At 52.5% G+C, this 17,784-nt stretch carries 17 protein-coding genes; 13 read left to right on the forward strand and 4 right to left on the reverse strand.

Going from position 1 to position 17,784, the window contains the following annotated elements; translation table 11 throughout:
* The first annotated feature begins 5 nt into the window (after positions 1-5).
* From IAG03_RS08475 to IAG03_RS08500, 6 genes are all read left to right on the forward strand, one after another.
* A complete protein-coding gene (locus IAG03_RS08475; protein ID WP_249319682.1) occupies positions 6-932 on the forward strand; it encodes an ATP-binding protein in 927 nt (308 codons plus the stop codon).
* Between the two features lie 5 nt (positions 933-937).
* Positions 938-1,807 (forward strand): PSP1 domain-containing protein, encoded by an 870-nt coding sequence (locus IAG03_RS08480; RefSeq protein WP_249319683.1) that lies wholly within the window; start codon positions 938-940, stop codon positions 1,805-1,807.
* Positions 1,808-1,992: 185 nt separating this feature from the next.
* Positions 1,993-2,163: a DUF362 domain-containing protein gene (locus tag IAG03_RS08485; RefSeq protein WP_249319684.1), complete on the forward strand. Its 171-nt coding sequence runs from the start codon at positions 1,993-1,995 to the stop codon at positions 2,161-2,163.
* 227 nt (positions 2,164-2,390) lie between these two features.
* On the forward strand, positions 2,391-3,200 hold the full coding sequence (locus tag IAG03_RS08490) for a tRNA1(Val) (adenine(37)-N6)-methyltransferase (protein ID WP_249319685.1): 810 nt from the start codon (positions 2,391-2,393) through the stop codon (positions 3,198-3,200).
* A complete protein-coding gene (gene rsmI / locus IAG03_RS08495) occupies positions 3,197-4,039 on the forward strand; it encodes a 16S rRNA (cytidine(1402)-2'-O)-methyltransferase (protein WP_249319686.1) in 843 nt (280 codons plus the stop codon). The genes IAG03_RS08490 and rsmI overlap by 4 nt, the downstream gene beginning before the upstream one ends.
* Positions 4,040-4,194: 155 nt before the next feature.
* Positions 4,195-4,656, forward strand: a complete 462-nt coding sequence (locus tag IAG03_RS08500; protein ID WP_249319687.1) for a hypothetical protein — start codon at positions 4,195-4,197, stop codon at positions 4,654-4,656.
* Between the two features lie 64 nt (positions 4,657-4,720).
* On the opposite strand, the gene IAG03_RS08505 is transcribed toward IAG03_RS08500, so the two are convergent.
* Entirely contained in the window at positions 4,721-5,686 is a 966-nt protein-coding gene (locus IAG03_RS08505) for a glycosyltransferase family 2 protein (RefSeq protein ID WP_249319688.1), read from the reverse strand.
* On the reverse strand, positions 5,683-8,214 hold the full coding sequence (locus tag IAG03_RS08510) for a YfhO family protein (RefSeq protein ID WP_249319689.1): 2,532 nt from the start codon (positions 8,212-8,214) through the stop codon (positions 5,683-5,685). Before IAG03_RS08510 ends, IAG03_RS08505 begins: the two co-directional genes overlap by 4 nt.
* 309 nt (positions 8,215-8,523) lie before the next feature.
* Here IAG03_RS08510 and yfbR point away from each other — a divergent pair, with 309 nt between their 5' ends.
* Together yfbR and IAG03_RS08520 are read left to right on the forward strand one after the other, a co-directional pair.
* On the forward strand, positions 8,524-9,105 hold the full coding sequence (yfbR, locus tag IAG03_RS08515) for a 5'-deoxynucleotidase (RefSeq protein WP_249319690.1): 582 nt from the start codon (positions 8,524-8,526) through the stop codon (positions 9,103-9,105).
* Between the two features lie 137 nt (positions 9,106-9,242).
* Positions 9,243-10,493 carry an LCP family protein gene (locus tag IAG03_RS08520; RefSeq protein ID WP_249319691.1) on the forward strand — a complete coding sequence of 417 codons (1,251 nt, stop codon included), beginning with the start codon at positions 9,243-9,245 and terminating at the stop codon, positions 10,491-10,493.
* A gap of 94 nt (positions 10,494-10,587) precedes the next feature.
* On the opposite strand, the gene IAG03_RS08525 is transcribed toward IAG03_RS08520, so the two are convergent.
* Positions 10,588-10,842: a Smr/MutS family protein gene (locus IAG03_RS08525; protein WP_249319692.1), complete on the reverse strand. Its 255-nt coding sequence runs from the start codon at positions 10,840-10,842 to the stop codon at positions 10,588-10,590.
* A gap of 123 nt (positions 10,843-10,965) precedes the next feature.
* Here IAG03_RS08525 and IAG03_RS08530 point away from each other — a divergent pair, with 123 nt between their 5' ends.
* Positions 10,966-12,114, forward strand: coding sequence for a hypothetical protein (locus IAG03_RS08530; protein WP_249319693.1), 1,149 nt, complete (start codon positions 10,966-10,968; stop codon positions 12,112-12,114).
* Here the strand turns inward: IAG03_RS08530 and dusB are convergent.
* Positions 12,108-13,076: a tRNA dihydrouridine synthase DusB gene (gene dusB, locus IAG03_RS08535; protein WP_249319694.1), complete on the reverse strand. Its 969-nt coding sequence runs from the start codon at positions 13,074-13,076 to the stop codon at positions 12,108-12,110. The genes IAG03_RS08530 and dusB overlap by 7 nt on opposite strands.
* A gap of 161 nt (positions 13,077-13,237) precedes the next feature.
* On the opposite strand from dusB, the gene polA reads away from it, so the two are divergent.
* Genes polA through tsaD form a run of 4 tightly spaced genes read left to right on the forward strand, consistent with a single transcriptional unit; the run spans position 13,238 to position 17,745 of the window.
* A complete protein-coding gene (gene polA / locus IAG03_RS08540; protein WP_249319695.1) occupies positions 13,238-15,802 on the forward strand; it encodes a DNA polymerase I in 2,565 nt (854 codons plus the stop codon).
* A gap of 12 nt (positions 15,803-15,814) precedes the next feature.
* Entirely contained in the window at positions 15,815-16,258 is a 444-nt protein-coding gene (locus IAG03_RS08545; RefSeq protein ID WP_249319697.1) for an arsenate reductase/protein-tyrosine-phosphatase family protein, read from the forward strand.
* Positions 16,245-16,745 carry a ribosomal protein S18-alanine N-acetyltransferase gene (rimI, locus tag IAG03_RS08550; RefSeq protein WP_249319698.1) on the forward strand — a complete coding sequence of 167 codons (501 nt, stop codon included), beginning with the start codon at positions 16,245-16,247 and terminating at the stop codon, positions 16,743-16,745. The genes IAG03_RS08545 and rimI overlap by 14 nt, the downstream gene beginning before the upstream one ends.
* Positions 16,726-17,745: a tRNA (adenosine(37)-N6)-threonylcarbamoyltransferase complex transferase subunit TsaD gene (tsaD, locus tag IAG03_RS08555; protein ID WP_249319699.1), complete on the forward strand. Its 1,020-nt coding sequence runs from the start codon at positions 16,726-16,728 to the stop codon at positions 17,743-17,745. Before rimI ends, tsaD begins: the two co-directional genes overlap by 20 nt.
* Positions 17,746-17,784: the final 39 nt, after the last annotated feature.

Raw genomic sequence — 17,784 nt, forward strand, 5'->3', positions numbered from 1 at the left:
CCCGCATGCAGCAGGCAGAGACCTCTGCGCTGGAGCAGATCCGGCAACAGCTGGGAGATGCGTTTTTGAGAGGCCGCGCACCGCATGCGATTTTGTTGGAAGGCGGAGAAACGGACGCACTTGCGGCCTGGATTTCTGCAGCTGCGGTATGCACCAATGCGCAAAAAAGGCCTTGCGGAGAGTGCGCCGGATGCAAAAAAGCATTTGGCGGAATTCATCCGGATATTCATACTGCAAGCGGAAGCGGTGCGGCGCGGTCGTTTCATGTAGAGGAAATCCGCTTTATCCGTTCCGATGTTTACAAGCGGCCGAACGAAGCGCCCAGAAAGGTGTATATTCTGCGCGGAGCACAGGATATGTCTCGGGAAGCGCAGAATGCGCTCCTCAAAATTTTGGAGGAGCCGCCGCAGGATTTGCTGTTTATTCTGACCTGCGATAACGTCAATGCGCTCTTGCCGACAGTTCGTTCCCGCACACAATTTTTTTCATTGCCTCAGGAGAAACCGGCCTTTGACGCAGAACTTGCGGAGCGCGCCGAACAGCTGATAAGTCAGATTGCGTCTGCTTTGGTTGCACCGAAAGAATGGGAACTGGTTTCTCTGAGTGCGCCGCTGATTGCGGACAAGGTGCTTTTTCGCGCGGTTCTTGAGAAGCTGTCGTTGCTTTTGCGGGACGTCTGTGTGTTTCGGGCTTGTGGAACGCCGGCTAAGCAGCTGCAGGCAGCAGTGGAAACGCTGGGTGGCGCGCTGACTCTGGAGCGCCTCCTGAATTTATCTGCATTAACGGAAGAGACCCGCCAAAAGAGCCAGCAGAATGCAAATCATGCACTGCTTGTTACGACGTTTTTCGCAATGTGCAGAAAAATTCGATACGGTTCAGATGCGGGATTCAATAAGAGAGAAGGCTCCGATATTCGGGGCAGGAAAGGATAAAAGGCATGGCAGAAGTCATAGGAGTCCGGTTTAAGGATGCAGGGAAGGTTTATTATTTTGATCCCTGCGGCAATCAGGTCGACGTTGGCGCAAAGGTAGTCGTTGAGACTGCCCACGGTGTGGAATGCGGAGACGTCGCAATGGAAAACCGGAATGTCAACGAGAGTGTAATTGTGCAGCCGCTGAAAAAAGTTCTGCGGGTTGCAACCAAAAATGATTTAAAAAAGCTTCGCGAAAATGCGCAGAAGGAAAAAAATGCATTTTCCGTTTGCAATAAAAAAATTGCGGCCCATAAGCTGGAAATGAAACTGGTCGATGTAGAATATGCGTTTGACGGGAGCAAAATTCTGTTTTACTTCACTGCGGACGGCCGGATCGATTTTCGTGAGCTGGTGAAAGATCTCGCAAGCGTTTTCCGGACACGGATTGAGCTGCGGCAGATTGGGGTGCGCGATGAGGCGAAGATGCTCGGCGGACTCGGCATTTGCGGCAGGCCGTTTTGTTGTTCGTCTTTTTTAGATGAATTTCAGCCGGTTTCCATTAAAATGGCCAAAGAGCAGGGGCTGTCTTTGAATCCTACAAAAATTTCGGGAACCTGCGGCAGACTGATGTGCTGCCTGAAATACGAACAGGAAGCGTATCTGGATCTTCTGCGGCGTACGCCGAAGGTCAATGCGCTGGTTATGACACCCAAAGGAAAGGGCACGGTCGTCGATCAGAATCTCTTGACGGGAATTCTGACGGTCCGGCTTGCCAAGGCGCCGGATGCCGCACCGCAGACGTTTTCGCTTGATGAAGTTAAACTGCTGAAGGACAGTCAGATTAAAGTCGACAAGGCAGAGGCGGAAAGTCTGGGAAAACTGGAAAAAAATTAAAAAGGAATTGGGCTGCAAGCGCGTTTGCAGCCCGATTTTTCGTAAAAAATGGAAAGCATGGGGGTTACCCGGCAGGGAGTTTAAGAACAGATTGTGAGATTTTTGGGGATGTTTTGTGAAAAATCTTGCAATTCTACGAAAATGTGATACAATAGGAGACGAAATTAATAGGGAGGTGCACAACGATGGCATATGCAATTAGTGACGACTGCATCGCCTGCGGCGCTTGCGCAGCGGAATGTCCCTGTGAAGCGATTTCCGAAGGTGATGGGAAATACGTAATCGACGCAGACGCTTGCAGCGAGTGCGGTGCTTGCGCAGATGTTTGCCCGGTAGACGCTCCCAAGCAGGCGTAAGGGAAAACAGAACAGAAAAAGCGGGGCGGTTTTCTGCTCCGCTTTTTGTTGTATAAAAACCTGAAACGGCATTTTTAAGAACCGGCTTTCCATGATGGAAGGTCCGGAACATGATTCCGTCAGGCGCGGCCAGATATGCAAGACGGCCCGTAAAAAGGAACGGATTCTCAAGGTTTGCCGGAGATCTAACAATCGTTTGAATTCTATGGAAAGAAAGGAAGAACCCAATGGCGTCCAATATGGAACAAACCTGGGAACCGCTGTCCCGCGGATATGGCGTTTGGGTCTCTCCGCAGCATCGATTTTCGACGGATACGCTGCTGCTTGCGCAGTTTTCCATGCCGCGCCGCGGAGAGCGGTGTGCGGACTTTGGGACAGGCTGCGGCGCGATTCCGGTTTTATGGTGCGCCCGGTCGGAGGCGGAAATGGTGTATGCAGTGGAAATCCAGCAGGATGCCTGCGGGCTGCTTTCGCAGACGATTGTGCGTAACGGCCTTTCCGGACGCCTGAAAGTGCTTTGTGCGGATCTTTGCAGCAGAGAAGATCTCAAACCGCTGCGGGAATTGCATGTGGTTGCCTGTAATCCGCCGTATAAACCGGTAGGAACCGGAATTTTATGCCGGGAAAAGGCGGAAAGTACAGCAAGACATGAAACGGACTGCACCATAGAAGCCGTCGCAGAAGCGGCCGCCCGTGTGCTGCGGTATGGCGGCCGGTTTTGTGTCTGCCAGCGTCCGGAACGCCTTGGCGACGTCATGGAAGCGTTTCGGAAGCATGGCTTAGAGCCGAAGCGGCTGCAGTTTGTACAGCAGCGCAGGGGGAAAGCGCCGTTTTTATTTCTTTTGGAGGGCCGAAAAGGCGGGAAGCCGTTTTTAAAGGTTGAGCCGGTGCTGTTTGTTGAGGAAGCCGGCCAGTTTACAAAAGAGATGATGGCGATCTACGGGGATTATAAACAGAACCCGGTATTTGCGGGAAAGCAGATCGCACAGGATCTGCAAGAGCCCGTAAAGCAGGAAGGAGAGGCGGTGCAGAAATGACGGGGAAATTGTTCATTGTCGGAACACCGATTGGCAATCTGGCGGATTTTTCTCCGCGCGGACAGGAAACGCTGCGTCAGGCAGATTTTATCGCGGCGGAAGATACCCGGGTAACGGCGAAGCTTCTGAACCATTTTTCAATCAAAAAGGAACTGATCAGCTGTTATGAACACAACGAGCGTTCCCGCTCACGCTATATTTGTGACCGGATCGAAAACGGCGAAACTTGCGCGTTGGTTTCGGATGCAGGAATGCCGGCGATTTCTGATCCGGGAGAGACGCTGGCTGCAGAGTGTGCAGCGCGGGGAATTGAGGTGCTGGCGGTGCCGGGGCCGAGCGCATTTACGGCAGCGCTGGCGGTTTCCGGTTTGCCGACCGGCCGGTTTACGTTCGAAGGGTTTCTCAGTATGAATAAAAAAAGTCGCCGGGAGCATTTGCAGGAACTGAAGGATGAGCGGCGGACGATGGTTTTTTACGAGGCGCCGCATAAGCTGGCGGCAACGCTTGCAGATATGCTTGCGACATGGGGGGACCGGCGGATCGCGCTTGTCCGGGAGCTTACCAAAATTCATGAGGAAGCGGTGCGGACGACGCTTTCCGGTGCGCTGGAGCGTTATGGAGACGGCAGCGCGCGGGGGGAATTTGTCCTCGTAATTGAAGGAGCGCCCCGGCTGGAAAAAACACAGCTTTCAGAAGAGGATGCGGTTTTACTTGCGCGCAGATATGTGCAGGCGGGAAAATCTGCGGCGGAAGCTGCGAAACAGGCGGCACAGGAGTCCGGACGAAAAAAGGGCGAAATTTATCGGGCGCTTGTGCAGGCGCTGGATGGTTCTGCATAAGCGTGCTTTTGCGTCGCCGGGCAATGAAATCTGTTTTTCCGGCGCCGGATATCTGCAGCCCGGTTCTGCAGATTGCTTGAAAGGACGGAGACGAAAACCATCGCCGCAATCTGCCGGAATTAAACCAAATTAATCCAAAGAGGAGTGTGCAGCCCATGTCTGCGTGGATTCAGTTTTATGGGCTATTGTTTGTCGGGATCATTTTAATCCCCAATATTTTCTTTACCATGACGCACAAGGAGGGGTTTCAGAACCTATACCAGAACCGGGTGGTCGAGTGCGCAGAACAGATCGGCCGGGTTGGCTGTTTTGGCCTGATGATTGTTACACCGCCGGTCCTCTGCCGTGGGTTTTGGTTTCCCGGTGCGAAAACAGCGTATATAATTGCAGGGTTCCTTCTGACGGCGCTGTATTGTTTGGGGTGGATGGTGTTCTGGCGGGAAAATTCGATCCGCAAGGCATTGGTGCTGTCGATTCTGCCCTCCATTCTGTTTTTGGAAAGCGGAATCCTTCTGCTGCATATTCCGCTAATAGTGTTCGCGGTGTTGTTTGCGATTTGCCATATTACCATCAGCTATCAGAATGCGGCCATTGAAAAGAGACAAATACACAGCTAGGCACAGAAAAATTTCCTGTGCAGTGAAAAACCGGATCCGCAGATTTCCTGCGAATCCGGTTTTTTTAATGAAGATCAGAATCGTTTCCGTCTTTGAGATATTCTTCGACGTGGAAGCGTGGACGGCGCTTCACCTCACTGTAGATTTTTCCGATATATCCGCCGAGCGTTCCGATGCAGAGCAGCTGAATTCCGCCGAGCAGCCAGATGGAGGCGACGATTGCGGTCCAACCGGCAACCGCATTGTGCGTCAGGTAGGAAATCAGCGCATAAAGTAAGCCAAGGACGCTCAGACAGGAAATGAGAATGCCCAGGTTGGAAATGATCTTCAGCGGTTTGACGCTGAAGGAGGTGATGCCCTCCAGCGCGAAGGAAATCATCTTCTTTAGCGGATATTTCGACTCGCCGGCCATCCGTTCCTTGCGGTCATAATAGACATAGTCGGTGCGGTAGCCAATCAGCGGTACAATGCCGCGCAGAAAGAGATTGGTTTCGGTGTATTCACTTAAGGCGTCAAGCGCGCGCTTGCTCATCAGGCGATAATCTGCGTGATTGTATACGATATCGACGCCCAAGAGTTTCATGCATTTATAAAATCCCTGTGCGGTGGTGCGCTTGAAAAAAGAGTCTGTTTCTCTCTTTTTTCGGACGCCGTACACGATATCGCAGTGCTCCTCAAATTTATCGAGAAATCCGTCGATGACATCGATATCGTCCTGCAAGTCTGCGTCCAGGCTGACGGCGCAGTCGCATTCCAGGCGGGCAGTCATGAGACCGGCAAACAGCGCGTTCTGATGTCCGCGGTTATGCGCAAGCTTCAGTCCGCTGACAAGTGCATCTTCTGCGTGGCAGGCGGAAATGATTTCCCAGGTGCGATCCCGGCTTCCGTCGTCCACATAAAGGATCCGGCTGTCTTTCCGGATTCGCCCGGCTTCCATAAGGGCAGTCATTTTTTCTTTTAAAATGCGGTTGGTTTCCGGAAGAACCGCCTCTTCATTGTAGCAGGGAACCACAAGAAACAGCGTTGTCATAGCGTATCCGACCTTTCTTTCTCTGGAGGTTCTGCCAGTGCCGCAGAAGAATCAGGGAACTGGCAATGGCAGGCCTGTTTATAGACGGAAAATGGTTTGCAGTGATAGGGGCTGCGGAAATATCCGGCCGGTGTAAACGTGCGGTCGAGACGCAGACGCCGGGCGAGGAACAGATAGAAAAGAAGCAGAAGCAGTGCGCCGGCGCTGACGAGAAGCCCAAGCTTTAAACCGGGTGTTTCATATTCGAACCGGATGGTATTGTCGCCGGCGGGTACCTGTACCGCCATAAATCCAACACTGACTTTTTCGACATCGACAGGTTCTCCGTTGACAGTCGCAGTCCATCCGGATTCATAAGGCACGCTGAAAAAGACGAGTTCTGAGGAAAGTGCGGAAATCTCTGCGGTGAATCCGGTATTATCGTGTGAAAACGAGGAGCAGGAAGCAGCCTGCAGCGTCAGGCAGTCCGCGAAATATTCGGCGTCGCTGTAGTGGTATGTCCCGAAATCCGGCAGCGGAGAGATGCAGGATGCATATTTTTTGGCCTGTTCGTCAGAGAGCACCATGGCTTTGAGCAAAAGCTGTTCCCGGTCTGTTTTCGGTGTTTCCTCATATTGTTCCGGCGTCACGTAATATCGATACGAAAACCCCATTGGAATGTAGTATTCGTTTTCCCAGATGTCAAATCCGTTCTGCGTATCGTAATACGTCCACCCGGGCATCAGCGGGGAATCCTTTTTTTCGCCGCCAAAGTAAGCGTTGTCGTCCATGTCGTCGAAGAGCCAGCGGCAGGAAGTCAGTGCCCGCAAGCCAACGTGGGTGGTGTCTGCGCGGGATCCGACGTCGCGCGTGACGTCGATGGAGGGATAGAATTCCATAATAGAACCCGGCACGATGCTGTGGAAGGCCTGAATGCTGGGGATTTGCCAGTACATGGCGGAATTGTCCATGGAGTCATAAAAATCCGATCGGACATTTTGCAAATCTCCGGGAAGATCCAGATCTTCTCCGTTGTTGAGCGCATAGGGGATGAGGTGAACGTTCGCAGCCTCAGACTGCGTTTTGCCGAGAGAAATCACGAAAATGGAGTAAAGGATCGATAAAAAGGAAACGGACCAAATGGTAATCCGGAAAAATATCTTTCGGTGTTTACGGAAAAATGCAAATAAAATGGAAAGCAAAAACAGGCAGAAGAGCGCAATCGCAACGTAACTCCAAAACCGGGTCGGATATTGTTCAAGCCCGTAAAGAACAACCGGATTGCCATGAATATCCTTGATATCGTCGGATTCGTGCGGCATCAGGCCGATGGGCAGCGCAATACACAGTGTGATGACGGTGGTCCAGCAGATCGCACGTTTCCAGTCGACGCCCGGACGTTCCAGCGCCATTACGGTAGCGAGCGCCATCATCAGCGTGAGCATATAGAACCATCGGGCATAATAAGAAGCGTTGAAAAGCTGGAACATGGAGTTGAGCAGCGGGACAAACGCCATGGCAAACAGGACATAGAGCAATTTTTTGAGCCAGTGCTTCCGGCGCTGCTGAAGCCATGCGATGACGCCGGTCATGCTGAACAGCGGCAGCCACGCACCCAGCGAGGCCCATTTGGATTCCGAATCTGGTGTGAAATTCGGCCGCGCAGGAATATCGGGCGGAAAGAAAAAACACTCTAAAATGTGCAGATACCGCTGGTTTTTATTGTAGATCAGTGCATTCCATCCCATCGGCGCGTTGCTCACCCGCGGATTTTGCAGGACCGCAAGCACTGAGGGAATCAGAAGAACACAGGAAAGCAGGACGCCGACGACCGCTTCGAAAAACAGCAGGAGAAAATCGCGGGGGCGGATTTCCCAGCTTCGGCTGAACATGCGCAGAAACCAGTAGATCAGACAGAATGTGACTTGCCCGACAAAGAAATAATAGTTGACAAAACAGCACGCAAAGACGGCAAGTGCAAAGACGCCGCGCCGCCGGGTGTACATGTACTCATCCAGCGCAGCGAGTAGGAAGGGAAATGAAATAATCGCCTCGTGAAAATGATTAAAGAAGACATTGTAGATGGAAAAACCGGAAAATGCATAGAGCAGCGCGCCGAGGATCGCGCTTTCTTCCCGGCGTACATAGCGCCGAAGAAAGGTGAATCCCGCGAGTGCTGCGCAGGCAAATTTCAGCATCAGGAGCGGCGCCATTAAATAGGGAACCGCTTTGCTGGGAAACGGAATGGTCAGCCAGAAGAAGGGACTTCCCAAAAGGTAAAACGAATAGGACCCAACAAAATTGGCACCGAGGTCGGTTGTCCAGCTCCAGCGCACATTTCCGCTCCGGATGGCGTCGTGGCACATCTGATAAAACGGAACCTGCTGTACGTTGAAGTCACCGTAATAAAGAAAATATCCCTTGTCCACGATGAGAAAGGGAAGAAAAATACAAAATGAAATGGCAAGTCCGTACAGAAATGCTTTCCAGTATCCGTTTAGTCCGCGCTTTCCGGCAGCGTCCAGCTGCTTTTCGTGTTCGAAATTCATGATTCCCTCCACCGGCGTCTTGCTGTTCACAAAACAGATCCGTGTCGTATGTAGAATAAAAATCCGGGGAAAAGACAGGTTCTGTGTTTTTCAAAAATGTCTTTATGCCCGGATGCTGTTTATGAATGAAGAGGATGACTTTGTCAATCAATGGTAGTATTATACCATGTTTTTTCCCAGGAAGATAGAAAAAATCATGTTTTCACAAATAATTTAAAAATTATTCTTGCGGATAATTTGCTTTTTATATGGAAGTATTGTAAAATAAAACAGAATTTTGAAATTGAGAAAGAAAGAGAGACTGTCGGAATGGCGCATTTTTTTGCAATGCTCTCCCGGATGAAGTATATCAGCCGTTGGGGACTGATGCGGAACACGCGGAACGAGAGCCTTTGCGAACACAGCTTTGAAACGGCGGTTCTTGCGCATGCGCTGGTAGTCCTGCACAATACGCGGTTTGGCGGAAGCGCAGACGCGGAGCGTGCGGCGGTGTTGGCGCTTTTCCACGATGCGCCGGAGATCATTACCGGAGATATGCCCACGCCGGTCAAATATTACAGCTTGGAGATCCGGAAGGCGTATGCGGGCGTGGAGCAAATGGCGCAGCGGCGGCTTTTGTCGATGCTGCCGGAAGATTTGTGCGCCGCTTATCAGCCGCTTCTCGAAGAGGCTGCCCCGGAAAATAGAGAGCTGCTGCGATTTGTAAAGGCGGCAGACAAGCTTTCCGCCCTGATTAAATGCGTGGAAGAACGCAGTACAGGAAATCTGGAATTTCTCCAGGCCGAAAAAGCGACAAGGCAGGCGCTTTCCGAGATGAAAATGCCGGAAGTGGACTGCTTTTTACAGGAATTTTTGCCGTCATATGAACTGACGCTGGATGAACAGGAATAAGATCAGATCGCCCGGCATGCATCCGCAGCATGCGGGCATCCGAAAAAAATTCAGTCCGTCCGCCAACCTGCATTTGGACGCGGTTCCGGGAATCAGGAAAAGGAACCGGGCCAAAAACGCACAAAGGAGCGAATAAAATGGCGAGTTATCAGAATCGAGGAAAACGATACAGTACGCCGGTTCACCGGCACGGAAACCAGAAATCCCGGCGCAATTCATCGCAAAATGTCAAATTGCGCCGCGGAAAGAATCCGCGCATGGAAGAGCTATCTTCTTCGGAAAAACCATGGAAGCGCTCCAAAAAAGCCATTGTCTTGAGCGTTTTGTGCTTGGTGTTCAGCCTGATCTTTCTGGTTGGCGGAGTCGGATTTGTTTATGCCGGAAATCTGCTCGGAATGTATGTCTATGATGGCGACTCCAGCTATACGGTCAATGACGACGGAACGCCTTCCAAAATGAGCCCGGTAGCGCAGCAGGAAATCTATGACGATCCGGAACGGGTCGGTGATTTGTATCATGACGATGCGATTTTCAACGTGCTGCTTATGGGAACGGATGACTATACCGGCGAGGCCTGCCGGACGGACAGTATCATTCTGATTTCCATTGACCGGCGCCACCAAAAGCTGAAAATGACGTCCTTTATGCGGGATATGTATCTGGAAATTGCAGAAGACAACGGATATAACCGGATCAACACCGCATATACATTTGGTGGGCCCAAACTGCTGGTCAAAACCATTGAAAAGAATTTTGGCTGTGACATCGATAAATATGTGGTAGTCAGCTTCGCGGCGTTTGAAAAAATCATTAACACTGCGGGCGGTGTGGAGATTGAACTGACACAGGACGAGGCGGATCGGATCAACCAGAAGTCCGGAGAAGAAAATGCCTGGGCGGTTGCGGGAGACAACAACCTGACCGGGCTGCAGGCGCGGTACTATGCGCGGATTCGAGACGGGCAGACTTCTGACTGGGGGCGTACGCAGCGGCAGCGGAATGTGATCGAGTCTTTGATTAAAAAAATGAAAAAGCTGGATATCCTTACCATTACGCAGATGGCAAACGAAGTCGTGCCGACGATTTCGAGCGATCTGACGCAGGAGGAAATTCTGGCGATCCTTTCCAATGCGCAGACATATCTCAATTACCCGACAGAACAGTTCCGTCTGCCGGTCGATGGGTTTTATGAGTCTCCGTGGGTTCTGATCAACGGATATGAAGCGGCAGTTTTGACGCCGCATATTCAGTGGAACAATATCCTGGTCAACAATTTCATTTATGAAGAGGATTTCCCGGAACTCGCACTGACGCTGGAACATTATGGATATGACGGAAAAGGCAATGTCATCAGCCAGGCCAGCAGTTCAGAAAGCGGTGGTGAATGATACTGGCAGCTTTTTTAAAGCCGTACGTTTTATCCTGAAAATCGGACTTCAAAAGCCGCCGGTCATGTGACTGGCGGCTTTCATCATGGATGCCTCATTTTTTTCGAAGGAGCAGTCGGGTCTGGCCTTCATTGAGCGTTTTCAGGCGCGATTTGATTCGCGGGTGTGAAAGCGTTTCCCGAACCATATCCCGAAGCGCCTGTCCGCGGCTGTAGCCGTGGATGACGAGAATTTCCGTGATTTCCGGACCGGCGTGATCAATCAGGTGCAGAAGCCGGTATTCGGCGTCCTCGGTGCGAAGACCATGAAGATCCACTTCAATGATTGCACCGGATTTTTTTACTTTCATCAAAAAACTCCTTTGGGCGCCGTTTTGCAGACTCTGGCGCAAAATAGGTTTCACAATCGAAAAAAGAATGTTATAATACAAAGAAGAGTACAGTTAGACTGCGGCGGATAAGGAGGGGTGCGTGTGCGGACAGCGGATATTCGGGGCCAGGGTGCCGGCGTGGAATGGATTTCCACGGACGGCGCAGAAGTCTATTTTTCCAGCGAAACCCGCACAAGCGCCGGCGTGAGCCTTTCTCTTCAGGTTTACCAAGCAGAAACTGGCGAAGTCCGTACCGTTGCGTCTGGAATTGCAATTCCGCCGGAGGATGTCTGCACATTTTTTGATTTTCCGGAGGAAACGGTGCTCGTGATGTCGGGCGGGGAAAGCGAAGCCGTGGTTTCCCGTGTTTCCAAGGAAAGCGGGGCCGAAACAGCGCGCGCGCATCTGCAGTTTTTCGGAAATCTTTACGGCTGTCTTGCGCTGGATGAGACGCGGCTTCTGCTGATTACCGAAGAAAATGAAGCGCACCGAAAAGTTTTTCAGAAATATCGGGAATTGACCGGTTTTTCACGGATCCTGTTTCTCTATGATATGAAGGATCAACAGTATTATTACCTCAAAGATCCGCGTCTTTGCGGCCTTTGTGCCGAACAGTTTCGGATTTATGATTTTAACGGCCAGCGCCAGCTTTTGATTCTCCAGACCTATGGCAGTGAATCGGAAAAACGATATTGCTACCGAAACCGCAAGTACATGGAGGAAGAAATCCGGGATGATATCTGGATTTGCCCGCTGATTGATTTTGTAATCTCCGTCAAAAGCGGGGAGGCCCATCTTCCGCTGGAGCCGATTATGGGAAGCGGGACCAATGGAATGCTCCGCTATGCCGGCATAGATGCCGCATCGCTTTATTTCCGCGCAACGTATTTTCCAACCGGGGATCAACGGATTTGTGCAGTCGACAAAACAACCCGGGAGGTCACGGCGCTATTGGAACTGAACGGAGAAGCGGAAGCTGTCCGGTATTTGGTCGATGCAGATACAGCGCGGGTCTACTGCATTCGGGACCGGGGAGATGTCTATGAGGTGGAAGGCCTGCTCAATACCGGGGATTGTTTTTCCTATCCGCGGGAGTTGGGAACCATGCTTGCGTGTGTGGACGGCCGGTATATTGTAACACAGGTTGAGGACGGAAAAGGCGGATTCTATCTTTGCGATACGGTGACATCCGTCAGTGAACGGCGGTTTTGCCGGTTTTCTGTACAGGATGGGACACTGGTGCTTTACTGATCGGGATTTTCCTTCAGAATGTCCTGCACCAGCGGGTGGAGCTCCCGGAGTTCACACAGCGCCACGGCCCGGCGGCGGAATGCGGCGGCGCCGCGCAGCCCGGCCAGATACCAGCCGATGTGCTTGCGGGCTTCCCGCATGGCGATGCGTTCTCCCTTTTCATGGCACATGGTTTCAATGTGCTGTTCCATAATTTTCATACGTTCTGAAATAGACGGCGGCGTGTACTCGGAATTCGAGAGATACGCCGCTATTTCTTTAAAAATCCAGGGCTTTCCGAGCGCAGCGCGCCCGATCATGACCATGCGGCATCCGGTTTCGTCGAACATCCGCGCAGCAGAGGGGCCGTCAGTGACGTCCCCGTTTCCGATCACGGGAATTTCCAGCGCGTCGACAACCGCCCGGATGATTTCGAGATCTGCAGGCGGACGATACATCTGCGCGCGGGTTCTGCCGTGTACGGCGACGGCAGCAGCGCCGGCGGCTTCACAGCGCAGCGCGACTTCAACGGCGTTTTTTTCGGTGTCGTCCCAGCCGCTCCGAATTTTTACTGTGACCGGAAGTTCGGGGACGCTTTTTTTTACAGCGGCAACAAGCGCTCCGCACAGCTTCGGATTGCGCATCAACGACACGCCGCCGCCACCTGCGGCGATTTTCGGCGCAGGACAGCCCATGTTGAGATCGATGGCCTCCGGTGCATACAGGGCGGCGACTCTTTTCGCAGAAAACGCAAGCGCCTCCGGATCATCCCCGAAGAGCTGGATTGCTGCAGGGTGCTCATCCGGTGCAAGCGCAGCAAGGCGCAGGCTTTTGCGATCTTTATTTTGCATTGCTTTTGCACTGACCATTTCCGTTACGCAGTAATCGGCGCCAAAGGAAATACAAAGTGCCCGGAACGCGTGATCGGTCACGCCGGCCATCGGTGCAAGCGCAAGTTTTCGGTTCATTTCAAACGGAAGCAAAGCATCCTCTCCTTCACTTGGGATCTCCGGTTATTTTACCACTTATTTTTTTCTTTGGAAAGTGTTATAATAAATGAAATATGTCCTGTAAATTGGATTCGGCCGAGAAGCGTCCGGATCCAAACAAAAGATGGAATTTAAAGTTTAGAAAGGATCCTCCTATGAAGCTGCTTGCACTCGACGGAAACAGCATCCTGAACCGTGCCTTTTATGGAATTAAACTGCTCTCTACCAAGGACGGCCAGTTTACAAACGGGATTTATGGATTCCTCACGATGCTGCAAAAAATCAAAGAAGAGACACAGCCCGATGCAGTGGCGATTGCATTCGATTTGCGCGCACCGACATTTCGGCATAAAGCGTTTGCGGCCTATAAAGCAAAACGAAAAGGGATGCCGGAGGAATTGGCGCAGCAGATGCCGGTTTTAAAGGAATTGCTCACGCTGCTCGGATATCGACTGGTAGAATGCGAGGGATTTGAAGCGGACGATATCCTCGGGACGCTTTCCCGCGCCTGTGAAGAAAGCGGCAATTCCTGTGTGATTGCAACGGGCGACCGCGACAGCCTGCAGCTGGTATCGGATCAGACGACCGTTCGCCTTGTGACAACAAAGTTCGGCGCGTCACAGTCAACTCTCTATACCGCAGAGAAAATTCGGGAGGAATACGGCGTTTCTCCCCGGCAGTTGATTGACATCAAAGCCATTCAGGGAGATAGCTCCGACAATATTCCCGGCGTGCCGGGGATTGGCCCAAAAGGCGCGGGGGAACTGATTCAGCAGTATGGAAGTTTGGAAAACGTTTATGCACATCTGGAGGATGAAACCATGAAACCGGCGCTGGCTAAAAAGCTGCGGGCCGGGGAAGAGAGTGCGCGCATGAGCCTGTTTTTGGGCACGATTTGCCGGGAAGCGCCGGTCGAATCGGATCCGCAGGCGTATGTAGAGAAAGCACCGGACGCAGAGCGGGCAAAGGCGCTTCTTGTGCGGCTGGAGATGTTTTCACAGGTTGAAAAACTGCTGCCCGCCGATAAAACGGAACACGCGCAGGATTGTCCGCAGACAAGTCTGCCGGTGCAGCGGTATGCCGACGGCGCGGCGGTGCTTGCGCGTCTGGCAGATCAGGGAGCCGCCGACTTTTTATCGGTTTTTGAAGAGGGACGCTGTACCCGGCTGGTGTTCCGGATTGGCGATGAAATTTGCGAGGTGCAGAATGATCCTGCATTTTTCCGGGCGTTTTGCAGACTGCCGATTCGCAAACGCACCTTTGACGGAAAGCGTTTGTACCGGGAGGCGATTTTGCAGAATTGTGCACTTTCCGGCGTGTGTATGGACTGTTTGCTGGCGGGATATCTTTTAAATCCTTCCTCTTCAGACTATCAAATTTCCCGGATGGCGGCCGGATACGGAATTTCGGCGCCTGCGATGGAAGAAGAACTTTTGGGAGAAGCGGCGGTGCTTCCTGCGCTTGCGGACAAACAGGAAGCAGAAATGGAACAAAACGGGCAGAAAAAGCTGTTTGATGAAATCGAGCTCCCGCTTGCGCGCGTGCTTGCCGAGATGGAAGAAACCGGCGTCGCCGTGGATGCAGACGGAATTGCAGCATTTGGCGAAAAAATGCAGGCTGAAATCGAAACGCTTCAGTCCGAAATTTATCAGGAAGTGGGCTATGCCTTTAATATCAATTCCCCGAAACAGCTGGGGGAGGCGTTATTTGGAAAGCTCGGCCTGCGTCACGGAAAGAAAACCAAGAGCGGTTATTCTACCAGCGCCGAGGTGTTGGAGAGCCTGCGGTATGAGCATCCGGCAGTCGAGATGGTGCTCCGGTATCGGACGCTGACCAAGCTGAAATCGACCTATTGCGACGGGCTGCTGAAAGTCATCGGCGCGGACGGACGGATTCATTCCAGCTTTAACCAGACCGAAACCCGTACCGGCCGGATCAGCTCTACGGAACCAAACTTGCAGAATATCCCGGTGCGGACGGCGCTCGGACGGGAGATGCGCCGCTTTTTCACTGCAAAGCCCGGATGGACACTGGTGGATGCGGACTATTCGCAGATTGAACTGCGCGTATTGGCGCATGTGGCAAATGATGAGAACATGATTGACGCATTCCGCCGGGAGGATGACATCCATCGCGCAACAGCGGCGCAGGTGTTCCATATGCCGGAGGCAATGGTGACGCCGGAAATGCGCAGCCGCGCAAAGGCGGTCAATTTCGGAATCGTATATGGCATCGGTGCGTTTTCTCTCTCCAAGGATATCGGCGTTTCCCGCAAGGAAGCAGAGCAGTATATCCAAAGTTATCTGGAGCATTACTCCGGCGTGAAAGCATATATGGATACCGCAATCCGGGAAGCAAAGGAGCGCGGATATGCGGAGACCATTTTTGGCCGCCGGCGCTATTTACAGGAGCTTGCTTCGAGCAATTTCAATCTGCGGGCGTTTGGAGAACGGGTTGCGCGAAACATGCCGATCCAGGGCGCAGCAGCCGATATCATCAAAATCGCAATGATTCGGGTCTGTGAGCGGCTGGAGCGGGAAAAAATGCGTGCGAAACTGATTTTACAGGTACACGATGAACTGATTGTAGAGGCACCGCAGGAGGAAGCAGAACGGGTTGCAGCATTGCTTACAGAAGAAATGGAGCATGCTGCCGATTTGCGGGTCCCGTTGGTTGCGGAAGCAAAGATCGGGAAAACCTGGTATGATGCCAAGGGATAAGGGGGAGTTTATGTGAGAATTTTATTTGTCTGCACCGGCAATACCTGCCGGAGTCCCATGGCGGAAGGACTCTTCCGGAAGGCGACGGAAGAAGCGGGCGTTACGGAGCGTTATCCCTGCTCGAGTGCGGGGTTTTGCGCGGAAACGGGTGCCCCGGCCAGTGAAAATGCAGTGCTTGCCTGTAAAGAACTTGGGATCGATCTCTCCGCACATCGGGCGCGGAGACTTGCGCCGGAAGATTTTACGCCGGACACCGTTTTTGCAGTGATGGGACAAGCGCCCGTCGGGATTCTGAAGGCTGCAGGCGTTCCGGGAAACCGGATTTATGTGCTGGGAGACCCGATCGCAGATCCCTACGGGGGTTCTTTGGAAACATATCGTATCTGCCGGGATCAGCTTTCTGCAGGCATAAAGCGGCTGCTAACCGATTTGGAGGCGCTGCATGCAGGATCGTGAGGACTGGTTTGCCCCGCTTGCAGAACAAGATCTGGGTGCTGCGGCGGAAATCGAGCGGCTGAGCTTTTCAAGCCCGTGGAGCCGGACGTCGCTTGCAGAGGCGATTGCACAACCGAATTTGTGTTACTTTGTGGGCGCGCACAGGAAAGACGGCATTTTGGTAGGATGCGCCGGTATGCATATCATTTGCGGGGAATGCTACATCGATACCGTGGCGGTTCATCCGGACTGGCGCGGGAATGGAATCGGGCGTGGGCTGTTAGGTGCGCTGATCCGGTATGCCAAAGCGCAAAATGCGGACTTTCTGACTTTGGAAGTGCGTCTGAGCAATGAAATTGCTAAGCGGCTTTACCAGGCAATGGGGTTTGAAAAGGCGGGCGTGCGCCGCGATTTTTATGAGAACCCGAAAGAAGATGCGGTGATCTATACGCGCTTCCTGACAGCGGAAGAAAAAGGAGAAACAGAACATGAAAATATTGGGAATTGAGTCCTCGTGTGATGAGACAGCAGCGGCAATTGTTGAGGATGGACGGCGTCTGCTCTCTTCTGCGGTGTTTTCTCAAATTCAGCAGCACCAGCCGTTCGGCGGTGTTGTACCGGAGATTGCATCGCGCAGCCATTGTGAGTCGGTGATTCCGGTGACCAAAAAGGCGCTTGCCGATGCGGGTCTGTCTCTTTCGGAGGTGGATGCCATTGCGGTGACCTGTGCGCCCGGATTGATCGGCGCGCTGCTGGTCGGCGTGAATTTCGCAAAAGGACTGGCGCTGTCTTCGGGACTTCCGCTGGTTCCGGTTCATCATACGCGCGGACATGTTGCCTCCAACTATCTGTCGAACCCGGATCTGGAACCGCCGTTTTTATGTCTGGTTGTTTCGGGCGGCCATACGGATTTGCTTTCGGTGGAGGACTATACCCGGTTTACGGTGCTTGGAAGCACGCGTGATGATGCAGCCGGCGAAACCTTTGACAAAGCGGCGCGTGCGATGGGGATTCCTTATCCGGGCGGTGTGCAGCTTGATGAGATTGCGGAGACCGGAAATCCGAATGCGTACCCGCTGCCGCGGCCGCATGTAGACGGCGCGCCGTTGGATTTTAGTTTTTCAGGACTCAAAACAGCGGTCATCAATCGTATTCATAATGCAGAACAAAAAGGGGAAACTGTTTTGGTGCCGGATATGGCGGCGTCGCTGCGTCATGCAGTGGTGGAATCTCTGATTGGGAATCTGATTGCCGCAGCAGAGCAGACCGGAAGTCAGAAACTTGTGCTTGCAGGCGGCGTCTCAGCGAACCGGCTTTTGCGGCGCCGGGCGGAGGAAGTATGCCGTGCGCGCGGATGGAAACTTTACATGCCGGAACGCGCCTTCTGCGGGGACAACGGAGCGATGATTGCGTCGCAGGGATATTATGAGTTTCTGGCCGGACATACAGCCGGTATGGAATTGAATGCAAGCGCCAATGCGGATCTTGCAGAACCGGGATGTTTTTAAACGCCGGAGAACGCCGGATAGGAAATGATTTGTAGAAAT

The organism is Yeguia hominis, from assembly GCF_014384705.1.
Taxonomy (GTDB): Bacteria; Bacillota; Clostridia; order Oscillospirales; family Acutalibacteraceae; genus Yeguia; species Yeguia hominis.